41 protein-coding genes are annotated in these 26411 nt (G+C 42.9%); all 41 read left to right on the top strand.

The annotated features are described in order from the left end of the window. Positions 1 to 3 precede the first annotated feature (3 nt). The 41 genes from EUAN_RS03505 to EUAN_RS12565 all read left to right on the top strand — a co-directional run bounded on the left by EUAN_RS03505 (position 4) and on the right by EUAN_RS12565 (position 26410). Positions 4 to 186 carry a hypothetical protein gene (locus EUAN_RS03505; RefSeq protein ID WP_071061771.1) on the top strand — a complete coding sequence of 61 codons (183 nt, stop codon included), beginning with the start codon at positions 4 to 6 and terminating at the stop codon, positions 184 to 186. Further along, entirely contained in the window at positions 183 to 680 is a 498-nt protein-coding gene (locus EUAN_RS03500) for a Holliday junction resolvase RecU (RefSeq protein WP_071061769.1), read from the top strand. Before EUAN_RS03505 ends, EUAN_RS03500 begins: the two co-directional genes overlap by 4 nt. A 12-nt stretch (positions 681 to 692) precedes the next feature. Beyond that, positions 693 to 995, top strand: a complete 303-nt coding sequence (locus tag EUAN_RS03495; RefSeq protein ID WP_071061767.1) for a hypothetical protein — start codon at positions 693 to 695, stop codon at positions 993 to 995. Between the two features lie 66 nt (positions 996 to 1061). After that, positions 1062 to 1412 carry a hypothetical protein gene (locus tag EUAN_RS03490; protein WP_071061765.1) on the top strand — a complete coding sequence of 117 codons (351 nt, stop codon included), beginning with the start codon at positions 1062 to 1064 and terminating at the stop codon, positions 1410 to 1412. A gap of 2 nt (positions 1413 to 1414) precedes the next feature. Then, positions 1415 to 1657 carry a hypothetical protein gene (locus EUAN_RS03485; protein WP_071061763.1) on the top strand — a complete coding sequence of 81 codons (243 nt, stop codon included), beginning with the start codon at positions 1415 to 1417 and terminating at the stop codon, positions 1655 to 1657. Between the two features lie 90 nt (positions 1658 to 1747). Next, a complete protein-coding gene (locus tag EUAN_RS03480) occupies positions 1748 to 2308 on the top strand; it encodes a YopX family protein (protein ID WP_071061762.1) in 561 nt (186 codons plus the stop codon). Position 2309: 1 nt separating this feature from the next. Further along, positions 2310 to 2612 carry a hypothetical protein gene (locus tag EUAN_RS03475; RefSeq protein WP_071061760.1) on the top strand — a complete coding sequence of 101 codons (303 nt, stop codon included), beginning with the start codon at positions 2310 to 2312 and terminating at the stop codon, positions 2610 to 2612. Beyond that, positions 2612 to 2941, top strand: a complete 330-nt coding sequence (locus EUAN_RS03470; RefSeq protein WP_071061758.1) for a nucleoside triphosphate pyrophosphohydrolase family protein — start codon at positions 2612 to 2614, stop codon at positions 2939 to 2941. The genes EUAN_RS03475 and EUAN_RS03470 overlap by 1 nt, the downstream gene beginning before the upstream one ends. Before the next feature lie 18 nt (positions 2942 to 2959). Continuing rightward, positions 2960 to 3187, top strand: coding sequence for a hypothetical protein (locus EUAN_RS03465; protein WP_071061756.1), 228 nt, complete (start codon positions 2960 to 2962; stop codon positions 3185 to 3187). A 12-nt stretch (positions 3188 to 3199) separates the two neighbouring features. After that, complete coding sequence (locus EUAN_RS03460; RefSeq protein WP_071061754.1) at positions 3200 to 3466, top strand: hypothetical protein; 267 nt, start codon at positions 3200 to 3202, stop codon at positions 3464 to 3466. Beyond that, positions 3463 to 4227 (top strand): ParA family protein, encoded by a 765-nt coding sequence (locus EUAN_RS03455; protein WP_071061751.1) that lies wholly within the window; start codon positions 3463 to 3465, stop codon positions 4225 to 4227. The genes EUAN_RS03460 and EUAN_RS03455 overlap by 4 nt, the downstream gene beginning before the upstream one ends. A gap of 44 nt (positions 4228 to 4271) precedes the next feature. After that, complete coding sequence (locus EUAN_RS03450) at positions 4272 to 5309, top strand: ParB/RepB/Spo0J family partition protein (RefSeq protein ID WP_071061749.1); 1038 nt, start codon at positions 4272 to 4274, stop codon at positions 5307 to 5309. Continuing rightward, on the top strand, positions 5299 to 5715 hold the full coding sequence (locus EUAN_RS03445) for a hypothetical protein (protein WP_071061747.1): 417 nt from the start codon (positions 5299 to 5301) through the stop codon (positions 5713 to 5715). The genes EUAN_RS03450 and EUAN_RS03445 overlap by 11 nt, the downstream gene beginning before the upstream one ends. 164 nt (positions 5716 to 5879) lie before the next feature. Beyond that, positions 5880 to 6269 carry an HNH endonuclease gene (locus tag EUAN_RS03440; protein WP_071061745.1) on the top strand — a complete coding sequence of 130 codons (390 nt, stop codon included), beginning with the start codon at positions 5880 to 5882 and terminating at the stop codon, positions 6267 to 6269. Between the two features lie 133 nt (positions 6270 to 6402). Further along, positions 6403 to 6858, top strand: coding sequence for a P27 family phage terminase small subunit (locus tag EUAN_RS03435; RefSeq protein ID WP_071061743.1), 456 nt, complete (start codon positions 6403 to 6405; stop codon positions 6856 to 6858). After that, complete coding sequence (locus tag EUAN_RS03430; RefSeq protein WP_071061741.1) at positions 6855 to 8537, top strand: terminase large subunit; 1683 nt, start codon at positions 6855 to 6857, stop codon at positions 8535 to 8537. The genes EUAN_RS03435 and EUAN_RS03430 overlap by 4 nt, the downstream gene beginning before the upstream one ends. Positions 8538 to 8549: 12 nt before the next feature. Then, the gene (locus tag EUAN_RS03425) at positions 8550 to 9809 is read left to right on the top strand and encodes a phage portal protein (protein WP_211266269.1); all 1260 of its coding nucleotides are present in this window, start codon (positions 8550 to 8552) and stop codon (positions 9807 to 9809) included. Further along, positions 9772 to 10500, top strand: coding sequence for an HK97 family phage prohead protease (locus EUAN_RS03420; protein WP_071061739.1), 729 nt, complete (start codon positions 9772 to 9774; stop codon positions 10498 to 10500). The genes EUAN_RS03425 and EUAN_RS03420 overlap by 38 nt, the downstream gene beginning before the upstream one ends. Position 10501: 1 nt before the next feature. Next, entirely contained in the window at positions 10502 to 11659 is a 1158-nt protein-coding gene (locus tag EUAN_RS03415) for a phage major capsid protein (protein WP_071061738.1), read from the top strand. A gap of 21 nt (positions 11660 to 11680) precedes the next feature. Further along, positions 11681 to 11830 (top strand): hypothetical protein, encoded by a 150-nt coding sequence (locus EUAN_RS12575; RefSeq protein ID WP_169817329.1) that lies wholly within the window; start codon positions 11681 to 11683, stop codon positions 11828 to 11830. Between the two features lie 3 nt (positions 11831 to 11833). Next, positions 11834 to 12121 (top strand): head-tail connector protein, encoded by a 288-nt coding sequence (locus EUAN_RS03410; protein WP_071061736.1) that lies wholly within the window; start codon positions 11834 to 11836, stop codon positions 12119 to 12121. Between the two features lie 11 nt (positions 12122 to 12132). Beyond that, positions 12133 to 12462: a head-tail adaptor protein gene (locus tag EUAN_RS03405; protein ID WP_071061735.1), complete on the top strand. Its 330-nt coding sequence runs from the start codon at positions 12133 to 12135 to the stop codon at positions 12460 to 12462. A gap of 10 nt (positions 12463 to 12472) precedes the next feature. Then, positions 12473 to 12901, top strand: coding sequence for an HK97 gp10 family phage protein (locus EUAN_RS03400; RefSeq protein WP_071061733.1), 429 nt, complete (start codon positions 12473 to 12475; stop codon positions 12899 to 12901). Further along, entirely contained in the window at positions 12867 to 13340 is a 474-nt protein-coding gene (locus tag EUAN_RS03395; RefSeq protein WP_169817328.1) for a phage tail terminator family protein, read from the top strand. The genes EUAN_RS03400 and EUAN_RS03395 overlap by 35 nt, the downstream gene beginning before the upstream one ends. A 16-nt stretch (positions 13341 to 13356) precedes the next feature. After that, on the top strand, positions 13357 to 14478 hold the full coding sequence (locus EUAN_RS03390; RefSeq protein ID WP_071061729.1) for a phage tail sheath C-terminal domain-containing protein: 1122 nt from the start codon (positions 13357 to 13359) through the stop codon (positions 14476 to 14478). Positions 14479 to 14494: 16 nt separating this feature from the next. Continuing rightward, the gene (locus EUAN_RS03385) at positions 14495 to 14914 is read left to right on the top strand and encodes a phage tail tube protein (protein WP_071061727.1); all 420 of its coding nucleotides are present in this window, start codon (positions 14495 to 14497) and stop codon (positions 14912 to 14914) included. 89 nt (positions 14915 to 15003) lie between these two features. Continuing rightward, entirely contained in the window at positions 15004 to 15405 is a 402-nt protein-coding gene (locus EUAN_RS03380) for a hypothetical protein (protein ID WP_071061725.1), read from the top strand. A gap of 20 nt (positions 15406 to 15425) precedes the next feature. Beyond that, positions 15426 to 15572, top strand: coding sequence for a hypothetical protein (locus EUAN_RS12570; protein WP_169817327.1), 147 nt, complete (start codon positions 15426 to 15428; stop codon positions 15570 to 15572). 8 nt (positions 15573 to 15580) lie between these two features. After that, positions 15581 to 18118 carry a phage tail tape measure protein gene (locus tag EUAN_RS03375; protein ID WP_071061724.1) on the top strand — a complete coding sequence of 846 codons (2538 nt, stop codon included), beginning with the start codon at positions 15581 to 15583 and terminating at the stop codon, positions 18116 to 18118. Positions 18119 to 18178: 60 nt separating this feature from the next. Beyond that, positions 18179 to 18649, top strand: a complete 471-nt coding sequence (locus EUAN_RS03370) for a hypothetical protein (protein WP_084655691.1) — start codon at positions 18179 to 18181, stop codon at positions 18647 to 18649. Next, positions 18649 to 19647, top strand: a complete 999-nt coding sequence (locus EUAN_RS03365) for an XkdQ/YqbQ family protein (protein WP_071061722.1) — start codon at positions 18649 to 18651, stop codon at positions 19645 to 19647. The genes EUAN_RS03370 and EUAN_RS03365 overlap by 1 nt, the downstream gene beginning before the upstream one ends. A 10-nt stretch (positions 19648 to 19657) precedes the next feature. Continuing rightward, the gene (locus EUAN_RS03360; protein ID WP_245674440.1) at positions 19658 to 20044 is read left to right on the top strand and encodes a DUF2577 family protein; all 387 of its coding nucleotides are present in this window, start codon (positions 19658 to 19660) and stop codon (positions 20042 to 20044) included. After that, positions 20045 to 20491, top strand: a complete 447-nt coding sequence (locus EUAN_RS03355; protein WP_071061719.1) for a DUF2634 domain-containing protein — start codon at positions 20045 to 20047, stop codon at positions 20489 to 20491. After that, positions 20492 to 21592 (top strand): baseplate J/gp47 family protein, encoded by a 1101-nt coding sequence (locus EUAN_RS03350; protein WP_071061717.1) that lies wholly within the window; start codon positions 20492 to 20494, stop codon positions 21590 to 21592. Continuing rightward, positions 21582 to 22184, top strand: coding sequence for a putative phage tail protein (locus EUAN_RS03345; RefSeq protein ID WP_071061715.1), 603 nt, complete (start codon positions 21582 to 21584; stop codon positions 22182 to 22184). The genes EUAN_RS03350 and EUAN_RS03345 overlap by 11 nt, the downstream gene beginning before the upstream one ends. Positions 22185 to 22196: 12 nt before the next feature. Beyond that, on the top strand, positions 22197 to 23180 hold the full coding sequence (locus EUAN_RS03340) for a phage tail-collar fiber domain-containing protein (RefSeq protein WP_071061713.1): 984 nt from the start codon (positions 22197 to 22199) through the stop codon (positions 23178 to 23180). A gap of 1 nt (position 23181) precedes the next feature. After that, a complete protein-coding gene (locus tag EUAN_RS03335) occupies positions 23182 to 23532 on the top strand; it encodes a four helix bundle protein (protein WP_071061711.1) in 351 nt (116 codons plus the stop codon). A 9-nt stretch (positions 23533 to 23541) separates the two neighbouring features. Further along, complete coding sequence (locus tag EUAN_RS13115) at positions 23542 to 23658, top strand: DUF6273 domain-containing protein (RefSeq protein ID WP_483756997.1); 117 nt, start codon at positions 23542 to 23544, stop codon at positions 23656 to 23658. Next, positions 23630 to 24886: a reverse transcriptase/maturase family protein gene (locus EUAN_RS03330; RefSeq protein ID WP_169817326.1), complete on the top strand. Its 1257-nt coding sequence runs from the start codon at positions 23630 to 23632 to the stop codon at positions 24884 to 24886. Before EUAN_RS13115 ends, EUAN_RS03330 begins: the two co-directional genes overlap by 29 nt. 2 nt (positions 24887 to 24888) lie before the next feature. Next, positions 24889 to 26220 carry a DUF6273 domain-containing protein gene (locus EUAN_RS03325; protein WP_071061709.1) on the top strand — a complete coding sequence of 444 codons (1332 nt, stop codon included), beginning with the start codon at positions 24889 to 24891 and terminating at the stop codon, positions 26218 to 26220. Between the two features lie 13 nt (positions 26221 to 26233). Next, the gene (locus EUAN_RS12565; RefSeq protein WP_169817325.1) at positions 26234 to 26410 is read left to right on the top strand and encodes a hypothetical protein; all 177 of its coding nucleotides are present in this window, start codon (positions 26234 to 26236) and stop codon (positions 26408 to 26410) included. Position 26411 lies beyond the last annotated feature (1 nt).

The raw sequence follows: 26411 nt of genomic DNA, 5'->3' as shown, positions 1-26411 counted from the left end.
GAAGTGCTAGAGGTTAAAATAACATGTACAAAAAACGAAGATGAAGAACTAGACAGGCTATTACAGCTATTGGCTGCCGAATGTAGCTTTGTAGAGGTGGACGCAACCAACGTGCCGGAGTTCGCTTCTCCGCTTGGGGGATTCAAGCGTTCAACGAGAGTCAGATTGGAGGTATGTAAAAAGTGAAAGACATAAACAGAATCAGAGGCAAACAGAGCAGAGCTATAGGGGAGCTGTTCGAGATGTATATAGACTCGACCTGCAAATGGTACGAGCGAGAAAGCGTGGCGGTGATAGAGAAGACCCCTGAACCCATGAAAGTTATAAGCAGCTCGAAGCAAGGTAGATTTACAGCGGTATTCGAAAAGAGAGCCCAGCCAGACTACAAGGGAGTAATCGGTGGGGGAAGGGCTGTAGTGTTCGAGGCAAAGCACACAGATGGAGACAGGATAGCTCAAAGCAGAGTGACGGAGGCACAGGCTGAGTCACTAACTAGATATAGCTCGCTTGGAGCTGAATGCTTTGTACTGGTGTCTGTCCAGTTGAGGGCGTTTTACAAAGTGCCTTGGGACACGTGGACGCAGATGAAGTCCATATACGGCAGGAAGCATATGACCTTGATTGATCTCGAAGACTACAGGGTGGCCTTTACAGGCGGGGTAATAAGATTTCTAGAGTAAGGAGGTGGTTGTGTGTATACTTGGGACGACTTCGACAAGGTGGTCTACGTGGAGGATATCGTCGAGAGAGAACGACGTGAGTTCATGGAGGAGCATGAGGCATTCATGCGGCGAAAGTCCGCGGTCAAAATGTCTGTAGAGTGCAGGGTGGAGAATTCAAAGAAAAAGAAAGGGAAGAAAGGAAGGGTCTACTGGATTGGAAAGTTCGTAGGTGAGTACCCGAATTACTATCTCTTTCAGGACAGAAATGGATATAGAGAGGCTTTCTTAAAAGTCGACCTCGTATCAGGCGAAAAACGAGTGATTTATATATAACATGACCTAAGATATAGTTAGGGGTATTAAAATTCAATACAGGCGAACAGGGGAGGCTACAGAGGCATGAAAGAGCATAATCTTATCACCAATGACATAGCACTTAAAATAATAGACAGCAGAAAACCACTTGGAGCTTTCTACACGATAGAGCAAAGCGGAACGTATGTCGGAATAGACAACACTACCGGCGATGCGTGGACAGAGGACTTTGAAAGACTAGAGGACTGCCTGAACTGGCTCGACGATAAAGAAGCAAAAGGCAAGTCTAAAAGGAAACTGGATGCAAACACTATGCTAGAAGACGTAAGGCGGATACTAAAAGGCTGGGGCGACAAATTCGATGCCAGCAGGACAGAGATAATACATACGGCTCAGACGGTGCTTGCCTACATTGAAGTGGACGAGGAGGAGTAAGCTTGAACAGATCCGAGAGAAGACGAATGGCAAAAAAGCCTAAGAAAAAAGTAAAAAATCTTACTGTGACTGAGTTTGATGGAATCATAGGCAAGGAAGTGGGAACGGCTTTTAATGCGGGGCATGAAGCTGGTTTTGAATGGGGGGTGAAAATCATGCTCCACGCACTGAATAAAGAGTTTGGGTTTGGAGAGAAAAGACAGACAAGGCTCTTGGAAGCCATAAAGGATATAGAGGAGGAATAGGATGGCATTGAAAGTACTTACGGGAATAATAGTAGTGGCTATAGCGGTAACAGTTTGGAGAATTGGACTAGAGAAAAGGGAGGAAGCGTAATGAGAGAGATACTTTTTAGAGGAAAAATGATGGCTGGGGAAGGGTGGTCGCCTGAAGATGAAGAGTGGGTATATGGAGACCTCATACAAAACAAAGTCACCGCAGACGAGACTGAGTATCTAATTAAACGCAATCAGAGGATGATAAAGGTCCATCCGGAAACGATAGGTCAATATACAGGCCTTAGAGACAAAGAAGGGGCGAGAGTGTTCGATGGAGACATCATAATGGGGAAAGATTTTCTGGGCATCACAGGAGTTTACGAGATAGCTTGGAATGGAGCAATATCTGGATGGGGCTGCAAGTCATATGATTTAGACGACTCATTCCCGGAAGAGCTAAGAGAAAAGGGATTTGTATTCAGTGGAACACCTAGTGCGAAGTACGATGTTACGGTAATTGGAAATATTAACGATAATCCTGAATTATTGCATATGGAGTCGGGGAAGGAAGAGGTAGAAGAGAGACGATGTTGCGAAAAATGCAACGGAAAAGTGATAGCGGCATGCGGTCAAAGAGTTTGTGAAAAATGCGGAGACGTAAAGGAGAGGAGAAAATAAAATGACCGACATATACGGGAATGCAAAAGTATATATAAATGGCGAAGAGATTGAGGGAGTGGAAGTCAAAGAGATTAGCACCACGAACATAGAGCCTAAGACTAGAGAGAGCAGACGGATTAGATGGAGCAGAGGATTTAGAATAACGGGAACTGCAACCGTGACTCCAAGCTGGGAGGGCATGACGGAAGCTGATAAAAGAAAAGTCAAAAGGGCAGTTAAGAAAATAAAAGGGATAAAGAAACATAGAAAGAGAGTGCTCAACAGAAAGAAACTACACAACAAGAGAGGGGTGAAGAAATAATGAATTGCTTTTTAGACTATCAAGAAAGAGCCAAAAGGACTCTTAATGACAAAGGGAAAGACTTTGAGCAGATGGTATCCCATATGCTGATGGGAATTCAGGGAGAGAGTGGAGAGGTCGCAGATTTATTCAAAAAGCATTTTCACCAGGAACATGACCTAGATACAGAGAAAGTACTAGAGGAAATGGGAGACGTCATGTTCTACATAGCGAACCTATGCAACGTCATGGGGATATCGCTGCAAGAGGTCTGTGAAAGAAACATCATAAAGCTTATGAAGAGATACCCAGAAGGATTCGACGCGGAGAGGAGCATTAATAGAGAATAGGGAAGGGGGATAATAAACATGAGGTATTGGGTGAATGGATCTGGATACTACGACCCTGTAGTAGCCACTGTGATAGAGAAAGAAACTAGGACAGAGAAAGCCATGTGCAAGGTGAGAGAGCACGCAAGGGAAAAGCAAGTGCACGATACCGTTATGGAAATAAAGAACATACTTAAAAGCAGAGGCATGGAACTGGGAGAAAGAGTAGTCATAAAAGACAGGGAAACAGGAAAGATTCACAAATAGGAGGGAATATAGATGCTAGTAAAGATAGATAAAAGAGAGGCGCTTTGCATGCTGGCGGACAGAGAGCTATCTAAAAAGCTGTATGTGAAGAAACAAGAAGACTACTATAGGGCGGGGAGGTTTATTTACAAGTTCGAGAAGGGCTTCCATGGTCTTGGAGCAATACGAATAGGTGGATTGGATCAAGGGGTCAGCTTTAGCACGCCACTATACTTCCACAACCAGGAATTCTACAAACGCATAGACATAGATGCAGTCCAAAAGGAGGGCCAACAATGAAAACCATATCGATAATAAACTTGAAGGGAGGGGTGGCCAAGACCATCTCCTCTGTAAACATAGCGCATATACTGGCTACGGTACACGGAAAGAAAGTGCTGATTATAGACAACGACAAGCAGGGGAACACATCGAAGTTCTTTGGAGCTTGTGGGGAAAATATATACAAAAGCATGGCCGACATCCTGACCGAAAAAGACATAAAGATAAGCGAAGCCATATATAAAACGAAGTACGAAAACCTAGATATAATACCGGCGACAATGGCTCTCTTGAAAGCGAATCTGGATGTGATGCTAGATATGTCCAGACCGCAGCAGACGAGACTGTCAAAAGCACTATACCAGATAGAAGATGTATACGACTACTGCATAATAGACAATGCTCCAGACATAAATATATCGGTCATAAATGCACTTGTAACATCTGACGACGTACTGATACCCATAAAGGTGGATAAGTTTGCGTTCGATGGCCTAGACCTTCTAGTGGAGCAGATAGAGAACGTAAGAGAGATTAACCCGAATATAAAGCTACAGGCATGCTTTCTCACGATGTACCAGAAAAATAATGTGAATACTCAAGGAGACGAATGGATCAGAGCTCAGCCGGACTACCCTATGCTTGATTCGAAAATAAGAAAGACAGTAAAGGTTGACGAAAGCACGTTTGCTCAGAAGCCACTGCTAGAATACGCAAAGAACTGCACTGCTACGAAAGATTATTTGGAATTAGTGAAAGAAATATTAGAAGAAAGCTAAATATAAAATGTGTCCAATTTGGACACATTTAAGGAGGGGTAGAAATGGCGAAATTCAATCTGACGGACTTGTTAAGCGAAAGCTCGAAAAAAGAAGTGGAGAAAGAAGGCTTTAGGATAAAGGACATAGACATAGAGGACATAGCTCCAGACGAAAGAAACTTCTATGACACAAGCGACATAGAGGAGCTGAAGGCCAGTATAGAGATGTTTGGCCTTCAGCAGAACTTGGTAGTGCAAAGAACGGAAGAAGGCAAGTACACTCTAATAAGCGGACACCGTAGACTAAAGGCCATAACAGAGCTGGTAAGCGAAGGGCATATAGAGCTAAGGAAAGTGCCTTGCAAGGTGGAAGACCAAACGGAGGACAAGTGGACAGAGCTACAGCTCATAGTCGCCAACTCTACGACTAGAGAGCTTAGTGATTACGAGAAGATGAAGCAGGCAACGAGATTGAAAGAACTGCTCGCTGGACTTAAAAAAGACGGGGTAAAGCTTCCAGGAAGAATGAGAGAAATGATAGCGGATGCGCTGGATGTATCTCCAACTCAAGTGGCTCGGATGGACAGCATAGACAAAAATCTTAGCGATGATTTCAAGGAGGAGTTCCAAGCTGAAAAAGTAAACGCATCCACTGCCTATGAACTATCGGGATTGCCGGAAGAAAAGCAGAAAGAAGCCTATGAAGAGTACAAAGACAAGGGAAGCATCTCTATAAAGGACGTAAAGCAAATCAAAGAGGACAGCAAACTAGAGGAGCCTAAAGAGGAAAAGCAAAAGAAGATATATGTTTGCAGCTCGGAGGGGAAAAGATTTAAGATGGCCAGCTATGTAGAAGAGGTAGTGAAGGAAGGACATATACCTCTCAATGCCCAGTCTATACTCTACGGAGTAAAGGGAATTGAAGCTGAGGAGGCATACAGGGCTCTATGTATAGAACTCATAAGCTTGGCGGATGAAGTGTGGGTATATGGAAGTATTATGGGGAAAGATGTCGCCATGATGTCGATGGTGGAACTTAATATAGCGAGCAACCTAAGAAAGAAGACTGTATATCGCAAGGGGGAGAAACATGGATGCTAAAAGGCTAGAACAATTCAGAGAAAAGACTAGAGAAGTAAAGATGCTGGAAAGGAAAATAGAGAAGCTGGAAAAGCAAAGCAAGGAGTCTGTATCGGATGTGGTGCAGGCTTCCATGGACACATTTCCATACACAAGGCGGAGCTTAAAGATTACAGGCAGAGATAACAGAAGTCATAGAAGAATGATGGACCTGAAAGACAGGCTGATTAAAAGGAAAAGAGAGCTAGAGCTAGAGGTGGAAGAGATAGAGGCATTCATAGAGACTGTAGAGGACAGTGGTATAAGACAGATATTAGAGCTTAGATACATAGATGGCCTGAAGTGGAGAGAGGTATCGCATGAAGTGTACGGATATCCAAGCGAAGAGCTGGCAAGAATAAAACTAAAAAGATTTTTAATAAAGTAATAAATTGTACGAATTGTACTATTTTAGCATGTTACAATGGTAACATGGAATTCGAGCACTGTTAGTATAGTATATCTCTTGTTGAAAGCCGAGTTCTTCCAAGTGAAGCTCCAGGGTCAAAAACCTTGGGGCTTTTTACATACCTAGATTACAGGGGTGATTATATGCTTATAAGCTGCAAATACTGTGGGGGTCTTCACGAACGCGGAGAGGTATGCGCCAAGAAGCCAGCGAGAGAGAAGAAGACTACTTACATAGACAAGTTCAGGTGGAGCAGAACGTGGCAGAAGAAGAGGAAGCAGATAAACGATAGAGACAAGTATCTATGCCAGGCATGCCTAAGAGATATGAAGGGCACAGAGCTTAGGTACAACTACACAGACATAGAGGTGCATCACATAGTACCGATGATAGAGGACTGGGACAAGAGACTAGAGGATACGAACCTCATCTGTCTATGCAGTACTCATCACAGCATGGCGGAGCGCGGAGAGATAGAGAGGGAAGAGCTCATAGATATGGTAGAGGAAATATATAAAAAATACCATAAATAGAGGGCTACAAGCCAGTAATTGCAACGTTTACACCCCCGGCTGTACCCCAGTGTTTTCAACGGGTCTAGAGAACACCGCACCCCCTCAACTGATTTAAAAAAATTCCCGAAATGAAATCTGGAGGTGAGGCGATATGGCAAGGCCCAGCAAACCGGTTGCAGTAATGGTCAAGAACCTTACAAAAGAAGAGATAGAGGCTAGACAGGAAACTGAAAAAAACCTAAGAGGGCAGGCTGACAAAATCGTACCGCCCAGAGGGATGCTAAACAACAATCAGAAAAAAATATTTAATTACATAGTGGGGGAACTGAAGGCGAGTGAAGTCCTTGGAAACTTAGACGTGTACGTGCTGGCAAAGTGTAGCGTGTCGATTGACAGAATGCTGGACATAGAGAGGCAGATAAATGAAAGACCCAACTTGATGAAAGACAAGGACTTGAGGCTTGCCAACGACTACTACACAAAGACTTTCTTCAGGACTTGCAATGAGCTTGGACTGTCTCCACAGAGTAGAGCAAAGCTGGGGAACATAAACTTGCAAGCGAAACAGGAGCAAGAGGACCCACTATTGGAGGTGCTACGTAAATGACATTATTAGAAAAGGCGAAGCTGTATGCCAATAGAGTAATCGGAGGAGAGGAAGTTGCGCCTAAAGAAGTTAGGAAGCAGTGCAAGTGGTTCCTGAAAGACTTGGGAAAACAAAAGAATAAAGACTACCCATTCTACTTGGACGAGGACCAGCTGGGAGTTATAGAGGGCATACTAAAGCTTCTAAACTTCGCAACCGGACTTGGAGTAGTAGGGATAAGCGTACTTGATGGCCTGGCAGACTTCCAGGCCTTTTTCTTATGCAACGTTTTCGGGTGGAGATTTAAAGAAGATCCTGAAAAGTTCAGGTACAGGGACGTACTGCTGTTCATTCCTAGAAAAAATGCGAAGACATTTATATGCGCTCTAATATTTATAATTCTTATGCTTACAGAGGACGACCACAGTGAGTTCTACAGTATATGCCTAGACAGAGAACTGGCCGGGGAAGTAAAAAAAGCCATGATGCAAATAATACAGGCCAGTCCAGCTATAGGAAAGCACTTCAAAACCTCCACTACTTTAAGTGGGAAGATAATCTGCAATCTGACTAAAAGCTACTATCAAGCGAGGACTGCGGATGCCAGTAGAAACAATGCTATAAGACCGTCGGCATTCATAGCTGACGAGTGCGGGGCGTTCAAGGACTACAAGAATATAAACGCCATGAAGTCTGGACAGCTTTCGGTCAAAAATCCATTGAGGTTTAAGCTGACAACAGCCTATGCTGAAGACAAGTCGATAATGCTCGAAGAACTGGAATATGTGAAAAAGGTTTTCAACGAGCTGGTGGAAGACGAGAGGATGTTCGCCCTATTGTACTATGCAGAGAAAGAGCATCTATGGGACGACACTGGACTGTACCAGGCGAACCCACTTAGGATAGAGGAAAACTACAACGAGATAAGGGACAGTAGAAAAGCCGCTCTAGAAAAACCCATGGAGAGGGAAGAGTTCCTGACTAAGCACATGAACCACTTTATGCCGTCCAATAGTGGAGAGGAATTCATAAGACTAGAGGACCTTAGAAAATGCAAGATAGATGAATTTGACTGGACTGGCCGCAACGTATGGCTTGGGCTAGACCTTGCAATCACGACCGACAACTGTTCGCTGGCCATAGCGACAGAGGTCGAAGGAGAGATAATAGCTACTGCGGTTGCATTCATCCCGGCGGATCGCATAGAAGAGAAGTCGAGAATGGAGAAAGAAGACTACAAGTATCACATAAGGAAAGAGACATGCTACCCTTGCGGGGACATGGTAGTAGACTATGGTTTCATAGAGAACGTGATTCTGTCCATAGAAGACGAGCTAGGAGTATTCGTCAAGGGCGTGGCCTACGATAGATTCAACTGTATGTCTACGGCTCAAAAATTGGAGAGCGCCGGAATGAAGACTGTGGAAGTTAAGCAGCATTCGTCGGTACTGCATCCGGCCACAAAGTTGTTGCAAGAAAAAATACTGAGTAGAAGCTTCAAGTACACAGAGAACAAGCTTTTAGAGGTGAACTTTCAGAATGCAAAAATCACAGAGGACACGAATAAAAATATGTACGTGAACAAGAAGAAGTCTCAAGGGAAAGTGGATATGGTGGTCAGCTTAATAAATGCCGTATACCTGCTTAATCTAGAGACATTCCTTGCGCCGGACATGGACTGGTCTGTCCAGGTTTTTTAAGGAGGTGATAATTTGGGGATATTTAAACGGCTGGGAACTCTCGTAGGAAGAGATAAAACAGAGACCAGAATGACACTAGAGGAGCTAGTGCTGAAATTCGGCGGCACTGGAAGCGACATAACCAAAAGCCAAGCCATGAATATTCCGTCTGTAGCATCGTGCGTAGAGCTTATAGCGAACACTGTAGCCACTCTTCCAATAACTTTATATACGGACACGGGAGACTCTGTTCACTCGACAGAAGACCACAGGGTGGCCCTACTGAATGATGAAACAGGCGACATGCTAGACGGCTTTCAATTCAAGAAAGCCATAGTGGAGGACTACCTGCTTAACGGAAATGGATACGCCTATATAAATCGCTCTAGAAATAAAGTTAAGTCGATACATAGGGTCGACAGCGACTATATAAGCGTAAATGAGAGTCCGGATCCGATATTCAAGGACTACGATATTTTCGTAAATGGAATCAGGTACAGAGATTTCGAGTTCGTAAAGGTAACGAGAAAAACCAAAAACGGGGTAACTGGTAAAGGTGTGATTGAAGAAAACAACATGATACTGTCAGTTGCCTACAATGCCCTAGTGTTCGAAAACGTACTGGTCAAGACTGGCGGAAACAAGAAAGGCTTCCTGAAGTCGCAGTCCAGACTTGAACAAAAGGCCATGGACCAGCTTAAAGCTGCATGGAAAAACCTATACGGAAACAATGAAGATAATGTTATGGTTCTAAATCAAGGGCTGGACTTCCAAGAAGCGAGCAATACCAGCGTGGAAATGCAGCTGAACGAGAACAAAAAGACCAACTCTGCTGAAATATGCAAACTGTTCAACGTGCCGGTGGCTCTCCTGGAGGGCAAGGCCACGGAACAGGAATACAATAATTTCATAAAAACAGCGATACTGCCCATACTGAAAGCCATAGAGACTGCGCTCAACAAAGACTTGCTTTTGCCTAGTGAAAAGAAGTCTTTTTATTTTGCGTTTGACACGAAAGACCTGCTGAAAGGCGATATGGAGAAAAGGTATAAGGCATACGAGTTGGCCGTCAAAAATGGGATTATGCAGATAGATGAAGTTAGGTACAGGGAAGACCTTGCGCCACTAAATCTAGACTTCATAAAGCTAGGGCTTCAGGATGTTCTCTACAATCCGAAAACAAAGGAGATATATACTCCTAATACCAATAAAACAAACTCGATAGAGAAAAGCGATGGGAAAGGAGGTGAAGAAGATGCGAATAGAGGTGAGAAACAATCAAGTAATTCTTGATGGATATGTAAATGTAACAGACCGGGACAGTAGAGAGCTACCGTCTCCAAAAGGGAAGTTCATAGAAAGGGTTGCCCCAAGGACATTTCAAAGAGCCTTAGATAATGCTGACGATGTCAATCTGCTGTTTAACCATGACAAAAATCGCAAGCTCGGCTCCATAAAAGAGGGAAACCTCAAGCTCAGAGAAGATAATGTAGGCCTACGTGCAACAGCGACAGTAACAGACGAGGAAATAATAGATAAAGCCAAAAATGGAGAGCTTAGAGGTTGGTCTTTCGGCTTCAGGGCACTTAAAGATGATTGGGAAGACACGCCGGAAGGATTGCAAAGAAGAAACGTAAGAGAGCTGGAGCTCGAAGAGGTATCGATACTCGACAAAACTCCGGCATATATGGCTACATCCATAGAGGCCAGAGGAAGAGATATAATGACCGAAACCAGAAGCGAAGAGTTCGAGGCCACTATAGAAGACAACAGTGAAGCGACAAAGCAAGAAGAGCAGACGGAAGAAGAGTATGTTTGCGAAAGCTGTGGAGCAGAAAGAGAAAAAGAGCCTACTGAAGACTGCGAGTGCGGCCACGACCACGTGGTTAAGAAAGAAGAGTACGAGGGAAGCGAAGAGGACAGGGAAAAAGAATATTCAGAATATGAAGAAGAAATCAGAGAGCTAAAAGAAAGGTGGTCATAAAATGAAAAGAGAAATAGCACTTAAAAACATAGAGCTAGAGACTAGAGCGATGCCGGAAGTCTTGGAAACTAGAAACAGCCTTATAGAAGAGATGGAGAGCATGGTGGAGAAAACCAAAACAGAGAAGAGGTCGTTCGACCAGAAAGAGAGCACTAGATACAAAGAGATAAAGTCGGAGATAGCAAGAATAGACCAGACTCTAGAGGCCCAGGAAGAACAGAGACAACTCGGAGAAGGCGGGAAAGCCAACAAGGGAGAAAAGAGAAGTGCAGATGCAGTATTCGCAGATTTCATAAGAGGGGAAACTAGGGCCGTTGGAGAGATGGACACTACAGCCGATGGAAACATAATACCGACAGAGCTCTCTAAGGACATAATAAAGAAAGTCACGGAGACATCGGACCTGTTCAATAAGATAAAGAGGATAAACAGCACTGGAAAGTATCAGCAAATAATCGAAACTGGAAAAGCAACTGCCGGATGGACCAATGAGCTTGCGGAGGTTACAGCTACTGATGGAAGCTATGATCTTATAGAAATAGGGCATCACAAATTAGGGGCCTTAACAAAAATATCAATAGAGCTTATAAACGAAGCCTCATTTGATATAACTGGAGAGGTAGTAGACCAGATATCTAGAAGCTTCGCGGAAAAGGCAGAGCAGGCCATCATAAAAGGGACTGGAACAGGTCAGCCTACTGGGTTGGTAACTAGTGGGGTGGCCGTCAACCTAGCTAGTAAAACGGCGATAACAGCTGACGAGATAATAGATATATACCACTCCATAAAGGCACCATATATGAAAAATGCTATATGGCTAATGAATAGAGGGACGCTTGCAGCTCTAAGAAAACTGAAAGATGCAGATGGACAGTATATATTCCAACCGGACATGACAAAAGAATACGTAGGGCTATTGCTCGGAAAGCCTATAGTAGTATCTGAATATGTTGATAATTTGGGGGTAAGCGCCAAACCGATACTATTTGGAGACTTGGCGAGTTCGTATATAGCGAACATAAAACCTACTCAATCGATACAAATGCTAAGAGAACTATTCAGCACTCAAGGAGCTGTAGGAGTTCTTGGCTTCCTATTCTTCGACGGAAAGCCAGTGAACGCTGAAGCGTATGCTGTGGCTAAGTGTCCAGCAGTATAAAAATAGAGGAGGCGAAAAACTATGAAAATCAAAGCACTTAAGAGCTTCGCTGGAAAGGTGACTATGACGGCGGGGCAAGAGCTGAACGTAGAAGATAAGGAAATGGCAGAAGACCTAGTGAACGCTGGATTTGCAGAAGAGATAAAGGTAGCTGCAAAGGGCAAGGCGTAGAACATGAAGTTCAGCGAGGTTACGGTAGCTACCGTAAAAGACTACGCTAAAATAGACTATGACGACGATGATATACTGCTACAGGCAATCCTCGATGGAGCCAAGTCGCACATACGAGCCTATACAGGCCTAGATAACTTGGCGCTAGATGAAAGAGAAGATACCTCAATAGCCCTAATGGTCTTAGCGAATGACATGTATGGCAACAGAATGGCCACGGACGTAAGCAACGGGAAAATAAATCTAGTACTAGACAGGATACTTGGAAGTTATTCTGTCAATCTACTATAGGGGGCTTTCAAATGGATCCGGGGGATTTAAGAAACAAAATTCAGGTGCATACCAAACAACTTTTGCAAAACGAGCTTATGGAAGAGGAGTATGTATACGCTCCTCTTAAATATGTCTGGGGACAGATAGTGCCCAAAGGAAACAAGCTGGGATATGGCCAATCTGAAACTGAATACGCAGAGAGTACCCACAGAATAAGAGTTAGGGCACAATCGCTGCCGGATATAGACAATACGTACAAGATGGAGTATAGAGGTCAAATTTATGAGGTTCTGTACTTTGACTTTGACTATAAAAGAGGCGAGTTTCTAGACATACAGGTAAGGCTAAAGACAGAGTAAGGGTGATTATATGGATTTTGACTTCAGAGAATTGAGCGAGTTTGAAAATGACTTGCTGGATGCGGCCCAAGAATTTGAGAAAGGCAAACATGCCAAGGCATTTCTGAGAAAAGAAGGCTCCAAGCTGAATAGAGAGAATAAGAAACAAGCTAAGTCGGCGGGGATAGGGAAAAAGACAGGAAACTTCATAAAGGGCTTCAAGCGAGGGAAGATATATAAGTTCAATGGAAGTCTATGTATAAGAGGGTACAGCAAGGCACCGCACGCACACCTACTTAACAATGGCCATCGAATAGTCGGTAGAGATGGGCAAGAAAAAGGCTTCAAACCAGGGAAAAGGTTCTTGGAAAAATCAAAAAAGAACTTTGAAGGAGAATTTGAAAAAGACATCCAGGACTTCATAGATGAATTACTGGACAAGCATGGAATGGGGTACTGATATGGTCAAATATTCAGATATTCATAGAGCTATAGTGGGCAAGCTCAAAGCAAAGTTTCCGAACATAAAAATATCCAGCACAGACATTACGGAAGGTTTCGATAGGCCTTCTTTTTTTATTGAGTTTGACGACATGAAGTCGACGGACTTCATGAGGGAGGCGCTGGATAGAGACTTTACGGTCAGGATATACTACTTTCCTAAAGAAAAAGACAAGAACAAAGTTGAAATTTTGAATATGGAAGACGACTTGAATGAAATATTCATCCAAGACGGAGTCATTAGTATAGATGCGGAAACAGCCATAGAGATAGATGAGCTAGAGCTTGAAATAGTAGACAAGGTGCTACAGTGTAGCTTTGATGTAATGATTTCAGAGAACTATGACAGAGTAGACGATACTCCGAACATAGAAGATATAGAAATAGACAATATTTAGAGAAAGGGATGATTAAATGGCCGATATAGGACTGCCTAAGATAGACATACTATTCAAAGGTCTCGGAGTAAGTGCGGTACAGAGAGGGAGCAAAGGGACTGCTGTATTGATAGTGAAAGACGATACAGACAAGACATTCACATTTGCGAGATACACAAGTGCAGCTGACTTGACTACATCTGAAAGTGCAAAGTACACGGCTGAAAATCTAGGATATATAAAAGACTGCCTAGAGGGAACTCCGAAAGAAATAGTAGTTGCGAGAATGAATGCAACGGCCGTAAATCCTGAAACTATGGACGGGCTATTGGCGGAATTATTGACTGCAATAAAGGGACAAGTGCCTATGAACTGCTGGATAGCGATGGCCGGGGCCAATCAATCTGAAACAGACGCAATAGTAAGCTTTGTGAAAAGTTCAGTCAAGAACGATAAAAAGAGGTACAAGACGATAGTCTATAAAGCGACTACATCTGACGATATGCACATACACAACTTAACGAATGAAAAGGTGGAGGTAAACGGATCTGCTGTAGAGGTATCGGGAAAAGAAGCAATACCGTTCCTACTAGGCCTCTATGCAGGCCTATCGCTAAATATGAGTGTCATAGCGAAACCACTTCAGAAGTTCAAGAGCGTAAAGGAACCCGCAAATTTAGAAGCAGCAGTTAATGCTGGGGAACTTGTTCTGCATAATGATGAGGGAGAAGTCAGAGTAGCTAGAGGGGTAAACAGTCTCGTTACAACAGGAGAAGGAATAACTGACGACATGAAGTTCACGCTGATAGTGGAAGTTATGGACCTAATGTTCTCCGACATATTCACTACTTGGAAAAGGTTCTACAAAGGGAAATATAAAAACCACCTAGACAATCAAATGCTACTTATAGGAGCCATAAACGCCTACTTCGAGACCCTAGAAAATGAGTCTCTGCTAGACCCTAACTTTGAAAATAAAGTGGGAATATCTATAGAGAAGCAGAGGTTGGCTAATATACCTAAGTATGGAGCAGAGGAAGTGGCGACTTGGGATGACAACAAAGTTATGCAAATGACAGTCGGCACAGATGTATTCCTAAAAGGTAATGTGAAAATACTGAATGCCATGGAAGACTTCGCATTAGAAATAGATATGTAAGAGAGGAGGCCTATAAATGAGTAGAGGAAATCAATACTGGAATGGAAGCAACGGAAAGTTGTGGGTAAACGACCAGGAATGGGACAAGGTAAAGAGCTTCGAGGTTAAAATGACGATGGAGTGGGAAGATGTTCCGAATGGACTTTCTACGGACAGGGTGCTTCTAGGGTATGCGTTCGAAGGGTCGTTCAGCTATAGGAAGTCTGACAACAACTATAATATGGCCATGGACTTGCTGTTTGAAGAATATTCACAGGGCAGAATACCGGATGTAAGCATAGTTGGAAAAGCGTTTAATGCGAAAAGCGGAAAAACACAAAGGATAAAGATATCGGACATAACTTTCGACGAGCTAATGCTCCAACAGTGGGAAGAAAAAAGCGTCGTAGAGATGGAGATGCCATTCAAGGCTGGGAAAGTGGAGAAACTTCAATAGACCTATAGCATGGATAGATGAAAATAAACGCCTTAGAAAGCATTCTGGGGCGTTGTTTTTTTGATGATTTTAGAAAAGGAGGACATAATATGTCTAAGAAAACAAAAGCTACTTTAGCTGAAATAATAGCGAGAAAAAAACAAGGTGAAATGGATAAGTTAAGTGTAAAATACTACGACTCTGAAGTTCTAGGAACATCTATAGAGGTCAGAAAAATTCCTCTGAAGAAATTCATGAGCCTGGTAGAAGATATGGAGGACGAGGGGGATGCTGTAGAAGGCCTTGACTCAATGAACAAACTCATATTCGAGGTGTGTCCTATGTTCAGAGAGGATACTAAAGAAGCGATGGAGATATACGGAGTAAAAGAGCCTACGGACCTTCCGAGCGCCATACTAGAGGAGCAAATGAACGAAATGAAGGACATAGTGGAGATTGCGAACACGTTCTACGGCCTCGATAAAATAGAAGCTGATATAAAAAAGGGATAAGAGAAGATGGTGAGTTAAACATGTATGCCTACTATCTACAGAGGGGGCATTCGCTCGAAAAGCTTATAAACCTTCCATATGTGGAGAAATATTTCTACTTCGAGGCCATGAACCACTCCATAGAGGAAGAAAACGAACGCTACGAGAAAATGTTTGGCGGAAAGTAGGTGAATAAATGAGTAAGACTATAGGAGTAATACTGTCCCTAAAAGATAAACTATCCGCACCTATGAAAAAAGCTAGAGATAGCGTTAAAGATGTGACTAGAGAAATGAAGAGGTCTCGTAACCAGATAAAGGACTGGGGAAAAGGCATAGGAAAGACTGTGGGAGACGTCGCATCCAAAGTAAAGAAAGTGAGCTTGGCATTTGGAGGGCTTGCAGCAGGAGCGGCCATAAAAACAGGGCTCACTGAAGCTATGGATTTGGAAGGTTATCGGGTCCAACTAGAGACTGCTACAAAAGACTCTAAAAAAGCTGGAGACATAATGAAGTGGGCAGTAAATATGGCGAACAAAACTCCCTTCGAGGCCGGCCCTCTCGTAGAAGGAGCGTCCAAGCTTGAAATGATGGGCATGAGTGCCAAAAAGTATTTGCCTATGATTGGAGATATGGCGGCCGCCACCAATAAACCGGTGGATCAAGCTGTCGAAGCGATGATAGATGCCCAAACTGGCGAACTTGAGCGTCTTAAAGAATTCGGAATAACTAAAGCTCAGATAGCTAAAAAGGCGAATGAAATGTTTAGAGACCAGGAGGTTATAAATGCAAAAGGGCAGATAACCGATCAGGAGAAATTTAACGAAGCTCTAATGTCCATAATGCAGGAAAGATATTCTGGTGGAATGGATGCCCTTAGCAATACCACTAGAGGACTATGGTCAACAGTGACCGGCGTAACTAAGTCCGCTCTAGCCCAGATAGTTGGGATAACCAGCGACGGAACCATAAGGCAAGGCTCCTTAATGGAGACCCTTAAAGGAAAGATAAAGTCTGTAGGCGAAACCCTAACTAGATGGCAGGAAGACGGCACCATAGACAGAATATCTGAAAAAATAAAAAGCGGAGTAGATATAGCTGTAGAGGTATTCGGAAAGTTGAAAGATGCTGTGATGATGGTTAAAGACAATATGAACATATTGCTTCCAGCTGTAGCTGGAGTGGCATCCGCGATGGCTGCTTTCTCTGTAATGTCTAAAATACAGGGCGCCTTTAAGATTTGGAGTGCCGCAACAAAGACACAGACAACACTACAGTGGTTACTGAATAGCGCCTTGCTCGCCAATCCATTATTCTGGGTGGCGATAGCTATAGGGGCAGTAGTAGCTATAGGGATAGTGCTCTACAAGAACTGGGATAAAATAAAAGCAAAAGCAGACGAACTATTCAGCACCATAAAAGAGAAGTGGGACGGCATAAAGTCTGCTACATCTGAAAAGTGGAACGCTGTAAAAGAAACACTTTCGGGCATATGGGACGGCATAAAGTCGATAGCATCTACTATATGGGAAGGTATCAAAACAGCAGTAGGAGCCGCTGTGAAAGGTATGCTGGCTGTTGTAATTGGACCTGTAGGAATGATGGCTATACTGATATATAAAAACTGGGACAAAGTGAAGGTTGTATTGCTAAAAGCATGGGAAGTAATCAAGACAGCTGCATCTAATGCCTGGAACGCCATATCAAGCACAGTCATGTCGGTGGTAGGCCCTATAATAAGCTTCCTGACAACGGCATGGACTCTAGTCAAGACAGTAATAGAGGCTGTATTCAAAGGGATACTAGCTGTAATAATAATAGTGCTTAGCACTATATGGAATACTATAAGCGGAGTGTTTACGTCTATATGGACGACTATATCGGGCGTGCTGACGGCTATTTGGACCATAATATCAACGATATGGACAAATATACTGAACTTCTACATAGGAGTTCTGACGGCTATCTGGGGAGTTATAAGCAACGCATTCACGACGATATGGACTACGATAACGAGTGTACTCACGACTATATGGACTACAATAATGACCATTTGGAACTCCATACTGGCTTTCTGGACTGGAATAGTGACGGCCATCTGGGGAGCGATAAGCAGCGCCTTTACATCTATATATAGTACAATATCGAGCATACTCTCAAGCATATGGTCCACCATAGTGAGCATATGGAACAACATAAAAAGTGCAATAAGCAACGCAATAAACGCAATAAAGAGCGCTGTATCTAGTGGATTTAGCGCCATGGCAAGCTCGATAAGCAATGTATTCAATGGAGTAAAGTCGACCATTTCAGGGATATTCAACGGGATACTGTCTACCATAAGGTCTATACTCAATACAGGGATAGGCATGGTGAATGGCTTTATAGGGAAAGTAAACGGCGCGATTAAGACGGCTAATAAAGTTCCTGGGGTAAATATAGGGACTGTAGGGAAGGTTCCTATGTTTGCGAAAGGTGGTATAGCGACCGGACCTTCCGTATTTGGAGAGGCTGGGCCGGAAATGGCTATACCTTTGAAGCGTAACGCTAGATCCAGAATGCTATTGGAGCAGACGAATAGAATCATAGGAGGCCCGGAAAAGAAATCTGATACCGGGGATAAGAAAATAAACATAACAGTGAAGGTAGACACACTAATAGGCAGACGTGAATTCATTGATGAAGTAGGAAGTGAAATAGAAAGAAGCATAAGCCTAGCTCTTGCGAATATTTAAAGACTAATGAAAAGTGTCCAATTTGGACACTTTCTTATTTAAGATTTAAGGAGGCGTGCTATGAAGCAGGTTGAATACGAAGAAGCAGAAAATAGAAAACGTAGCCAGGCCAATATAATCTTGAGCGTAAATAACAACCAGGAAGTCATGGTGTTTCCAGTAGTGCCGGAGATAAACGTAAGCAAGCCCCAAGACAACACGACCTTCGAAACTATAAATAATGGAACTATGAACCTAATAGGGGACGAAGGGCTACGGACATTCAATGTAAGCTCTATTTTCCCATGTAGAGAATACAGCTGGCTTAAGATTGGAAGCGTATCCGATGGATTTGCGTATGTAGACTTTATAAATCGTTGGAGGAGTAAAAAATACCCTTTCAGGATATACGTAAGCAGACCAGATGGGAGAGAGTGGTTCAATATGGCGGTACTAATAGACGCGTTCGACTTTTCAGTAATGAGGAACGGGGACATTAAGTACAGTCTTTCTTTCAGCGAATATAGGTTTGTGAAGGTTAAGGTGAGTTGATGGATAATTACAAAGTACACTTAACTAAAGGTGGCACCACCTACGACATAACGTCCACTGTTGGAGACTTTTCTTGGAAAGATAGCGTAGATACATTGGGTATGGAGTTTAGCTGCGAAGTTATTAGGAATGTAGACGACAGATTTATTGCAAACTATAATCTTGCGAAAGTTGGAGATAAAATAATGCTATCCAACAATGGGGAAGAGGTATTTAGAGGTATAGTAGTGAACCTAGATACTAGTAGATACGGGAAATCCATAAAGGCCCTTGACTATGCTTTTTATCTAAATAAGTCCAAGACCACAACTCAAATAAATAAGACCAGAGTAGATGCAGCAATAAAACAGTTATGCCAAAAGTTTGGGATACCGCTAGGAAACCTAACTAAAATACCTACTGTAGCAACTAAAATATACAAAGATGCGACAATATCAGACATAATAAAAGATTTGCTAGACTTGGCATCCGCCGAGCGTGGCACACGCTATAGAACGGAAGTCAGAAGAGGTTTTTTACATGTGGAGAGGTACTACGACCTGACAGTGGAAGGCAAATATAAGCCGGCTACGAATTTGGGCGCTTTTCCTGTTGCGAATACAATAGGAGGAGACATATCAATGCAAGAAAGCATAGAGGATATGAGAAATAAGGTCATAATAACAAGCGGGGACGAGAAGAGCTTCAAAGTAATAGCTGGAGTAGAAGACAAGAATAGTATTTCAAAATACGGACTGCTGCAACATGCGGAAAGCGTAGATGAAAAAAACATAGCCCAAGCTGGAAACATCGCCAGAAATAGATTGAAAGAGATGAACAAGGTAGAACAAAAGATATCAGTCACTCTACTAGGTGACGACAAGGTTAGGAGCGCAAGGAGCATAGAGCTAGACTACCCTAAATTTGGACTGTCGGGGAAATACTTTATACTGGATTGCTCTCATAGTTATAAAAAAGGCATACACACTATGAACTTATCAATAGAGAAGGTGACTTGATGTGGGAGAAATGTGGGGAGTAAGAATGGCAAAACATTTCAAAGAGAGGGACAACGAAGCGAGAATCGGGAATGTGATAGGCACCGTAGTCGCTTCCAGCCCCTTAAAAATATCTATACTAAATGGGGATGTGATTCTGGATAAGAGGCACCTATATATAACTCATGGCGCATCTATAAAAGAATACGGGACAACTCTGACGGCAGGAACTAACATAGGGACAGTAAGCACCCCGGCAGGAGCGGGGCAACTGGTAAACATAAATATAATTGATAGTGAGAGCGCTAAATTAACGACCTTCCTGAGCCTTGCCCCAGGAGATGAAGTGCTGCTTTGTCCAGCTGAAAGAGAACAGGTGTTTTTCATAATAGATAAAGTTAAGAGAGTTGGTGAATAGATGTTTCCTACAGAGAACTTGGACAGCGTGCTGGATACAAGTACTAAAGAAGCTGAAGTGAACATAGGTATCAATTTTCTATACGACTTCGATAAAGGAGACTTTGTAGTCAAAGATGGGAAATTGATAAAGGTAGAAGGAAAAGACGCTATAAAGATTTGGATAGAAAAACAAATAAGGACAGAGAAGTTCAAATATGAAATCTATAAACAGGACGATAGAGAGTCGGAATACGGCATAGGCATAAAGCAACTATTGGGGAGAAAACTACCCCAATATTATGTAGAGTCTGAGATCAAAAGACAGATAACAGAGTCCTTGCTAGAACATCCATCCATAGTTGCCATAGAGAATTTTAAAGTTACTATGGAGAGAACCACTGCGAGGATAAATTTCCGGGTTGTTTTAGACGGAGAAGAGAGCTTTAGTCAGGAGGTGAAAGTATAAATGGAGGACAGAGACACCATTCAAAAAAGAATGCTAGAGGGGATAAGCGACGAATACGACAAGAGCAAAGGATCGTTTTTCTATGACTCCACAAAGGTGACAGCTATAGAATTCGAAAAAAAAGGCCTAGACATAGAGGAGTTAAAAAAAGGCTTTGACATAGAGAATTTGTCAGGTGTAGACCTGGAGAAGCGAGTCTATCAAGAGACCGGAACGATCAGAAAGCCAGCGACACATGCGAGCACAATCGTAGATATAAGTGGTCAGCCGGGAACGACAGTGCCTATAGGAACGGCCGTAAGTAGCGATATCGTGACCTTCAAATCCACAGAAGAAGTCATTCTAAATGATCTAGGGGTCGCTAAAGTCAAAGTTGAATGTGAAGTGTTGGGAAGTGAAGGAAACATTCCGGTGGGATCCATAAGATACTTTCCTATCACGGTTAATGGACTGGCTGGAGTTATAAACTTAGAGCCTGTAACGAACGGCTACGATGCGGAACCAGACAAAGAACTCTTAGAAAGGCACTACGAAAGAAGAAGAACCCCAGCTACTAGTGGAAATAAATATCATTACATGAACTGGGCAAAGGAATTCGTAGGAGTAGGAGATGCGAAAGTTGTATCTCTGTGGGCCGGGAATAACACTGTGAAAGTGATAATAATAGACAGCCTGAAACATCCAGCAGGAGCGGATCTAATAAAGCAAGTTCAAGACTATATAGACCCGAAAGGCGAACATGACCCACTAAGTGATACGTGGAGCACCTGGGGGCAAGGAGAGGGAGAGGCACCGGTCGGCGCATTCTGCACAGTGATAAGTGCAGCTCCTAAGCAAATAGACATAGACGTAACGGTAACTAAAGATGGAGTTCGAACCATAGAGTCCATAAAAGACGACATCGAGCGGAACATATCTGATTACTTGAAGAGCATAGCATTCAAGAGCAATATAGCTTCATATGCTCAAATCGGAGCTGCAATACTAAATGTACAAGGTGTTCTTGATTACAGAGGGCTTAAAATCAACTCAGGGACTGAAAACATAGCTATAGGAAACGAAGAGGTAGCGGTGCTAGGAGGCGTTACGATTGCAGAATAGACTACTGTCACATCTACCCAAGTACGAAAGAAATTCAGAAATAATGAAAGAACTTTTCGGCGCTACTGGAGAAGAGTTCGCAATTCTTGAGAGTGAATTTGAGAATATAAAAAAACAGTTCGCAATAGACACTGCAACGTGGGCACTAGAACTCTATGAAAAGGAATTAGCATTGCCGGTACGACCACGGAAGACACTAGAGGAGCGCAGGGCAATAATAAAGGCAAAAATGAGAGGCGTCGGAAAGATAAGCGCCGCGCTGATAAAAGCGACTGTAGAGGCATATACGAGAAGTGAAGTTACAATGACTTTTGATGGAGCCATAAGGATACAGGGGAAGAACGAAGACTCAATAAGCTTGAACATGGAGGATATATGCAAGTCGGTAGAAGAAATAAAGCCCGCACACTTAGGGTTCAAACTCAAGATGCTTTTTTCAAAGCGAATGCACCTATATGGCGCGGTCGCGATCAGAACTAAGGCGGAAATGAAAATACATCCGAATAACGGTATAACAACTATTGCTAGAGGCTGTTATTTGGGGCTACCCATAAGAAAGTCTAGCAAGACTATACTAATTCAATCAAAATAACGGAGGCGAACTATGGCTAATTACACAAATGGACTGGTGCTAACCGACAAAGGAAGAGAGCTACAATCAAAAGCTCAATCCGGCACCCCGTTAACATTCACTAGAGTAGGGCTTGGAAGTGGACAACTTCCTATAGGAACAGAAGTGTCTGCATTGACTGATTTACTCGCCTGGGAAATGGATGCCGGAATGTTGAAGCACTCTGTACCTGGCGACGGGACATCCAGAATAACAGTGGCCTACACCAATCAAGAGCTGATAGAGGGCTTTTATTGGAGAGAGGTCGGAATATATGCTATGGATGGAACCACTGAGATACTATACGCCGTATCAAATGCTGGAGACTATCCTGACTTCATACCTGCTGGAACGGCGGGAGTGATTGTAGAAAATGAAATAGAGCTCATAACTGTAGTGGGGAACGCTACTAGTGTAACTGCGACTATAAATGACTCCCTAGTCTATGCCACAAAACAGGATTTTACAGACTTCGAGACCAGAATAAGTAACGATGTAACGACTATAACAACAAGCCTAGAGGATACTGTAAATATCAAGCTAGGAGAGGTCCAAGCGGGGATGCAAAAGCTAGAAAGAGCTGGGGAGATATCAAATAGAGACATACTAGACGTTAAAATGAAGCTATCAGAGGCTCAAGTGATACAATTTCTAAACAAAACAGGGGTAGGATACTATGACCTCTTCACAGATACAACAGGGATAGACGCAGTTACTTCTACGGCGACTGTATCTAACATGGACGTAACGTTCTTAGGGCTGCAAATATTGAAATTCAAGCCCCAGACATACGAAGCTTTCAACAGCATAGAGCTTGCGATATACGACAAGGATAGGAATAAAGTAATTCCTGAAGTGGATACAAATGCAAGCCCTTCTATCACGGCCCCGGCGGTACCTAGTAGCTTGGAGATAGGAGACAAGCTGTATAAGGATGGAGAAATCTATACTATAACTGCGATAGAGGTAGCTGTGTAAAATGACGAAGGAAATGACTATATTTAAGAAATCTAAGGAGCTTATAGATTATACGTTTTGCATGACAGACAGCTCTAATAGGTTCCCGAAAAAGACTAGATTCACATTCGTAAACAGAATGCAGAATCTAGTCCTGGACATATACCAGAGACTACTAAAGGTAAATGAGATACCTATACCAGAAAGGCCTGAACTACAAATAGAAACTATATCGGAGCTAAAGGCACTATTGTTTCTAGTTGAGTTAAGCTTTCAGCAGAAATATATAAACTCCAAGCAGTGCGAGGTGTGGACTGGGAAGATACTAGACGTCCAGCACTTAACTGCTGCTTGGCTTAAAAAATCTAAATAATAATATGGGGTGCTTTCTGTTTCGCCCAACTCAGCTAACTCCAACAATGTTCGCAATGTCAACACTTCCGGGGCCTTGAACAACAACAATGCGTACAATGGCAACTATGGGTTGCGCCCGCTTTGATGATTTCCCAGACCGATTAAGAACTACTCTGAAAGCAGCGGATCATCGACAAAGGAGAAAGCATCCCTCCTGGAAAGGTAAATACAAGCTGGGTGATGCGAAGGGTTCGAAAGACCTCGGAGCTATCAAACGCCAAGCAAAACCACAAAGCAATTTTAGGGAAGTGTCCAATTTGGACACTTTTTTATTTGGAGCAGGAGGAAAGATGAAAGAAATCTTCAGCTTCGAAAATTTATACGAAGCATACAGAATGACAAGGAGAGGCAAAAGAGCCAAGAGTTGCGTAATACGATACGAGCTCCATGCCCTGGAAGCTACTAAGTTCTTGGCGGATAGAATAAGCGACAGAACCTATAGGATGGGGAAGTGCATAGAATTTACCGTCCACGAACCTAAAAAGAGACTTATAAGAGCGCCTCTGTTTCGAGATAGAGTAGTCCAGCAGTGCCTATGTAAGCACATACTAGAGCCAGAACTAGACCATAGACTAATATACGACACATACGCCTGTAGAAAGGGGAAGGGAACTCACAAGGGCCTGGATAGGCTAGAAGAAATGCTAAGGAAGCACTATAGGAAGAATGGTACGAGCGGATACTTCATAAAAGGGGACATAGCGAAGTATTTTAAATCCATAGACCACAAAGAACTAAAAAACAGGATGTATCCGCTACTATCCAAGCACAAGATAGAATGGATACTGGACCAAACCATAGACAACGAGCAAGGGGTGGGGATAAATCTCGGCTTTCAATCCAGTCAATGGTATGCGAATTTCTACATGAGTTCATTCGACCACTTTGTAAAAGAAAAATTAAAGGTAAAACACTATATAAGATATATGGACGACTGGATGGCTATAGTCGACTCAAAAGAAGAGGCAAACCGAATTCTTCTAGAGATGAAGAGGTATTTAAAAAGCGAACTCAAACTAGATACTAATAAAAAAACTCAAATATTTCCTGTAAAAAACGGCCTAGACTTCCTGGGATTTCACACGTATCTAACCGATAGTGGAAAAGTCATAAGGAAGATAAGGCGCAGTAGCAAGCAAGCCATGAATCGGAAGATGAAGACCTTTAAGAAGAAATACAAAAGCGGAAGAATTACGAAAGACCAGATAGACAGGAGCTATAGTAGCTGGACCGGCCACGCTAGTCACGGAAATTGCTATAAGCTCAGAATAGATATGGATAAAAAGTATAAAGAAATATTTAAGGAGGATTAAATATGCCACAACTAATAAGCGCACTGCCTACGGGCAGTAAAGTAAAATTTGGGCGATACTCCATAGAGTCGAGCGCAATAGAGGATATAATCTGGAAGATTGCAGACAAGAATCACGTAGGGTACCCGGCAAACTCGGTCACTCTCATAACAGACAAAATAATAGATCTAAGAGGATTTGACGCTAAAGAGCCTAGCAACGCTAATGCGGATAGAAAAAGCTACGGAAACAATAGATACTCACATTCGAATCTGAGACAGTGGCTTAACAAGGCTGGAAAGCCGTGGTATGCAGCCGCACATGCTACTGATGCAACGCCGAATGATACAGGAATGAGTGAGGCTACAGGATATGACGATATAAACGGCTTCCTGAGTAGTTTCTCTGCGGACGAACTCGGAGTCATGATGGACACCACTTTGACAGTTGCAAAAAACACAGTGACTGATGGAGGGAGCACAGAAACTGTAGTAGACAAAGTATTCCTTGCATCTGTAACGGAGGTAGGTCTTGCGAATGAAACTGGAGGAGCTGAAGGAACCCTACTGCCTATTTTCTCAAATGATGCCAGCAGGATTGCAACTGCAACGAATCAAGCTGTAGCAAATACATTAAGTACAAGTAAGCCTGCTACTGGAGCTGCTTGGCACTGGTGGCTACGTTCGCCCAGCTCAGCTTACTCCAGCAATGTTCGCAATGTCAGCACTTCCGGGGCCTTGGACAGCTACTTTGCGTGCAATGGCCACTATGGGTTGCGCCCGCTTTGTAATTTGAAATCTGATATCTTGGTATCTGACACGCCAGATGCAGACGGGGCATATACGGTAGTATTTACTAATGTAATATCTACAAACCTTGCAACTACGGATAAGCTTAATTTCACTTGGACAGTAGGCACGATAGGAACGCATGCAGCGGTAAAGTCACAACTCCACATATACGACAATCTAGGCTCTCTTATAAAGACGGGAGCAATCCAAGAGGGAATTGGGGCAAAAAGCGAAAAATTGATTCCTAGTGCGGCCGGAAACTACAAGGCAAAAGTCAAGCTATGGTCCGACGTCACAGCCGAAAACTGGTCTAACGAGATTAGCTATACCCTCGACGTACTGAGGTATGCCATAACACTCGATAAGCCTATAACCATATCTGCCGGGGAAGAGTTGCAGAAAATTGAAATTAACGCGAAACAAGGTGGTGTGGCTATGGATTTACAGAGTATAGACCATGAAAAGCTGGTATACAAAGCAAATACTCCGAATTCCACGGTTGCAGATATAGAGATTGAGGGCAAGGATGCCAAAATAGACAAAATTGCATATACAGTAAATTAAGGAGGTGCGAGGCGTGGCAAAATACAAAAACAATGATGTTTTAAAAAAACTCGAAGAAAAAAGAGTGGACGACGAAGAAAAAGCTTCGCTAACAATGCAACTAATAGACAAAGAGCTAAGGGTCGCAGAACTTGAAACGCAAGTAGCTACACTAGCCTTAGAAATAATGACACTGAAGGGAGGGGCATAGA

Origin of the sequence: Andreesenia angusta (genome assembly GCF_001855385.1) — a bacterium.
In the GTDB taxonomy this organism is placed as follows: domain Bacteria; phylum Bacillota; class Clostridia; order Tissierellales; family Gottschalkiaceae; genus Andreesenia; species Andreesenia angusta.
This window is presented reverse-complemented; position numbering and strand designations above follow the sequence as displayed.

What these genes read in the sequence shown, in the direction of transcription:
- EUAN_RS03490 (WP_071061765.1), top strand. Translation starts at nt 1,062, where the DNA reads ATGAAAGAGCATAATCTTATCACCAATGACATAGCACTTAAAATAATA.
- EUAN_RS03480 (WP_071061762.1), top strand. Translation starts at nt 1,748, where the DNA reads ATGAGAGAGATACTTTTTAGAGGAAAAATGATGGCTGGGGAAGGGTGG.
- EUAN_RS03475 (WP_071061760.1), top strand. Translation starts at nt 2,310, where the DNA reads ATGACCGACATATACGGGAATGCAAAAGTATATATAAATGGCGAAGAG.
- EUAN_RS03470 (WP_071061758.1), top strand. Translation starts at nt 2,612, where the DNA reads ATGAATTGCTTTTTAGACTATCAAGAAAGAGCCAAAAGGACTCTTAAT.
- EUAN_RS03465 (WP_071061756.1), top strand. Translation starts at nt 2,960, where the DNA reads ATGAGGTATTGGGTGAATGGATCTGGATACTACGACCCTGTAGTAGCC.
- EUAN_RS03460 (WP_071061754.1), top strand. Translation starts at nt 3,200, where the DNA reads ATGCTAGTAAAGATAGATAAAAGAGAGGCGCTTTGCATGCTGGCGGAC.
- EUAN_RS03455 (WP_071061751.1), top strand. Translation starts at nt 3,463, where the DNA reads ATGAAAACCATATCGATAATAAACTTGAAGGGAGGGGTGGCCAAGACC.
- EUAN_RS03450 (WP_071061749.1), top strand. Translation starts at nt 4,272, where the DNA reads ATGGCGAAATTCAATCTGACGGACTTGTTAAGCGAAAGCTCGAAAAAA.
- EUAN_RS03445 (WP_071061747.1), top strand. Translation starts at nt 5,299, where the DNA reads ATGGATGCTAAAAGGCTAGAACAATTCAGAGAAAAGACTAGAGAAGTA.
- EUAN_RS03440 (WP_071061745.1), top strand. Translation starts at nt 5,880, where the DNA reads ATGCTTATAAGCTGCAAATACTGTGGGGGTCTTCACGAACGCGGAGAG.
- EUAN_RS03435 (WP_071061743.1), top strand. Translation starts at nt 6,403, where the DNA reads ATGGCAAGGCCCAGCAAACCGGTTGCAGTAATGGTCAAGAACCTTACA.
- EUAN_RS03430 (WP_071061741.1), top strand. Translation starts at nt 6,855, where the DNA reads ATGACATTATTAGAAAAGGCGAAGCTGTATGCCAATAGAGTAATCGGA.
- EUAN_RS03420 (WP_071061739.1), top strand. Translation starts at nt 9,772, where the DNA reads ATGCGAATAGAGGTGAGAAACAATCAAGTAATTCTTGATGGATATGTA.
- EUAN_RS03415 (WP_071061738.1), top strand. Translation starts at nt 10,502, where the DNA reads ATGAAAAGAGAAATAGCACTTAAAAACATAGAGCTAGAGACTAGAGCG.
- EUAN_RS12575 (WP_169817329.1), top strand. Translation starts at nt 11,681, where the DNA reads ATGAAAATCAAAGCACTTAAGAGCTTCGCTGGAAAGGTGACTATGACG.
- EUAN_RS03410 (WP_071061736.1), top strand. Translation starts at nt 11,834, where the DNA reads ATGAAGTTCAGCGAGGTTACGGTAGCTACCGTAAAAGACTACGCTAAA.
- EUAN_RS03405 (WP_071061735.1), top strand. Translation starts at nt 12,133, where the DNA reads ATGGATCCGGGGGATTTAAGAAACAAAATTCAGGTGCATACCAAACAA.
- EUAN_RS03400 (WP_071061733.1), top strand. Translation starts at nt 12,473, where the DNA reads ATGGATTTTGACTTCAGAGAATTGAGCGAGTTTGAAAATGACTTGCTG.
- EUAN_RS03395 (WP_169817328.1), top strand. Translation starts at nt 12,867, where the DNA reads ATGAATTACTGGACAAGCATGGAATGGGGTACTGATATGGTCAAATAT.
- EUAN_RS03390 (WP_071061729.1), top strand. Translation starts at nt 13,357, where the DNA reads ATGGCCGATATAGGACTGCCTAAGATAGACATACTATTCAAAGGTCTC.
- EUAN_RS03385 (WP_071061727.1), top strand. Translation starts at nt 14,495, where the DNA reads ATGAGTAGAGGAAATCAATACTGGAATGGAAGCAACGGAAAGTTGTGG.
- EUAN_RS03380 (WP_071061725.1), top strand. Translation starts at nt 15,004, where the DNA reads ATGTCTAAGAAAACAAAAGCTACTTTAGCTGAAATAATAGCGAGAAAA.
- EUAN_RS12570 (WP_169817327.1), top strand. Translation starts at nt 15,426, where the DNA reads ATGTATGCCTACTATCTACAGAGGGGGCATTCGCTCGAAAAGCTTATA.
- EUAN_RS03375 (WP_071061724.1), top strand. Translation starts at nt 15,581, where the DNA reads ATGAGTAAGACTATAGGAGTAATACTGTCCCTAAAAGATAAACTATCC.
- EUAN_RS03370 (WP_084655691.1), top strand. Translation starts at nt 18,179, where the DNA reads ATGAAGCAGGTTGAATACGAAGAAGCAGAAAATAGAAAACGTAGCCAG.
- EUAN_RS03365 (WP_071061722.1), top strand. Translation starts at nt 18,649, where the DNA reads ATGGATAATTACAAAGTACACTTAACTAAAGGTGGCACCACCTACGAC.
- EUAN_RS03360 (WP_245674440.1), top strand. Translation starts at nt 19,658, where the DNA reads ATGTGGGGAGTAAGAATGGCAAAACATTTCAAAGAGAGGGACAACGAA.
- EUAN_RS03355 (WP_071061719.1), top strand. Translation starts at nt 20,045, where the DNA reads ATGTTTCCTACAGAGAACTTGGACAGCGTGCTGGATACAAGTACTAAA.
- EUAN_RS03350 (WP_071061717.1), top strand. Translation starts at nt 20,492, where the DNA reads ATGGAGGACAGAGACACCATTCAAAAAAGAATGCTAGAGGGGATAAGC.
- EUAN_RS03340 (WP_071061713.1), top strand. Translation starts at nt 22,197, where the DNA reads ATGGCTAATTACACAAATGGACTGGTGCTAACCGACAAAGGAAGAGAG.
- EUAN_RS03335 (WP_071061711.1), top strand. Translation starts at nt 23,182, where the DNA reads ATGACGAAGGAAATGACTATATTTAAGAAATCTAAGGAGCTTATAGAT.
- EUAN_RS03330 (WP_169817326.1), top strand. Translation starts at nt 23,630, where the DNA reads ATGGCAACTATGGGTTGCGCCCGCTTTGATGATTTCCCAGACCGATTA.
- EUAN_RS03325 (WP_071061709.1), top strand. Translation starts at nt 24,889, where the DNA reads ATGCCACAACTAATAAGCGCACTGCCTACGGGCAGTAAAGTAAAATTT.